1 protein-coding gene and 1 pseudogene are annotated in these 1545 nt (G+C 47.4%); one reads left to right on the top strand and one right to left on the bottom strand.

Annotated features, from left to right (window positions below):
- On the top strand, window positions 1-1191 hold a 1191-nt coding region (sthA, locus tag R8269_RS24105; RefSeq protein WP_318222764.1), incomplete at its 5' end, for a Si-specific NAD(P)(+) transhydrogenase.
- Between the two features lie 95 nt (window positions 1192-1286).
- Here the strand turns inward: sthA and R8269_RS24100 are convergent.
- A pseudogene (locus R8269_RS24100) lies at window positions 1287-1545 on the bottom strand (MATE family efflux transporter); the annotation flags it as partial.

The following is a 1545-nucleotide window of genomic DNA, read 5'->3' as shown; positions in this document are numbered from 1 at the left end:
CTATTTTGCAGAAACAACACCAGCCTTCATGCAACATTTTCTGACATTTTAGGCCATGCGAAAACGGTCATCGATAAACAGACTCGCCTTCGTCAGGGGTTTTACGACCGCAATGACTGCACGCTGCTGTTCGGTACTGCACGTTTTATCGATACGCACTCTATCGCGGTAATGCAAAATGACGGTACGGAAGAAACCTACTCGGCCGATAAATTTGTCATCGCGACGGGCTCTCGTCCTTACCGACCAAACGATGTCGACTTCTTACATGAACGAATCTACGACAGTGACTCTATCCTGAGCCTGAAACACGACCCTCGTCATATCATCATTTATGGTGCAGGCGTTATCGGTTGTGAGTACGCCTCTATCTTCCGTGGACTTGGTGTGAAAACCGACCTGATCAATACCCGGGATCGTTTGTTGGAGTTCTTGGATAACGAAGTGTCTGATGCGCTGTCTTACCACTTCTGGAACAGCGGCGTTGTCATTCGTAACGACGAAACCTACGAGAAAATCGAAGGCACAGAAGATGGCGTCATTATTCACCTGCAGTCAGGCAAGAAAATGCGCGCCGATTGTTTGCTGTATGCGAACGGCAGAACCGGTAACACCGACAAACTCAGTTTGGATGTCGTCGGTCTAGAATCGGATTCTCGCGGCCAGCTTAAAGTGAACCGCAACTACCAAACGGCGGTTGAGCACATTTACGCAGTGGGTGATGTGATTGGTTACCCTAGTCTTGCGAGCGCAGCCTACGACCAAGGACGCTTTGTCGCACAAGCGATCACCAAAGGTCAGGCTGAAAACTATCTGATTGAAGACATTCCAACAGGCATCTACACCATTCCAGAAATCAGCTCTGTTGGTAAAACAGAACAAGAACTGACGGCAGCGAAAGTGCCTTATGAAGTTGGCCGCTCTTCATTCAAACATCTGGCCCGTGCGCAAATTGCAGGCAAAGATGTCGGCAGTTTGAAAATTTTGTTCCATCGTGAAACCAAGGAAATTCTCGGCATTCACTGCTTTGGTGAACGTGCAGCGGAAATCATCCACATTGGTCAAGCCATCATGGAACAGAAAGGCCAAGCCAATACGATTGAATATTTCGTGAATACTACCTTCAACTACCCGACCATGGCCGAAGCCTATCGTGTAGCGGCCTTGAATGGGCTGAACCGATTGTGCTAGTAGCCATACAATGCTGAGATAATGAGGTTAAATGAGTATTTGGGTTGCCATGATCCAAATGCAAAAACAGCAGGTTTTCGACCTGCTGTTTTTATTTACGCGAGGAACGTTCCTTTACGCCATTGATAGAAGAATATTACTCCAAGACCAATCCCTCGCATTGCCATAAAGCTGGTCATCGCAAACCACAGTGCATGGTTTTGCCAGCCAGAGAACAAAAAGAAGATTACGAAGAAACAGCAAGTCGCCACGAACATACTGTTCCGCATATCTTTACCTTCGGTGGCACCAACAAAAATGCCATCGAATAAGAAACACCACCTAGATGTCAACGGCATCACCACCAGCCAAGGT

Source organism: Vibrio sp. Vb0667 (assembly GCF_033391095.1).
The sequence above is the reverse complement of the archived record's forward strand: the minus strand, read 5'-3'. Positions and strand labels throughout refer to the sequence as shown.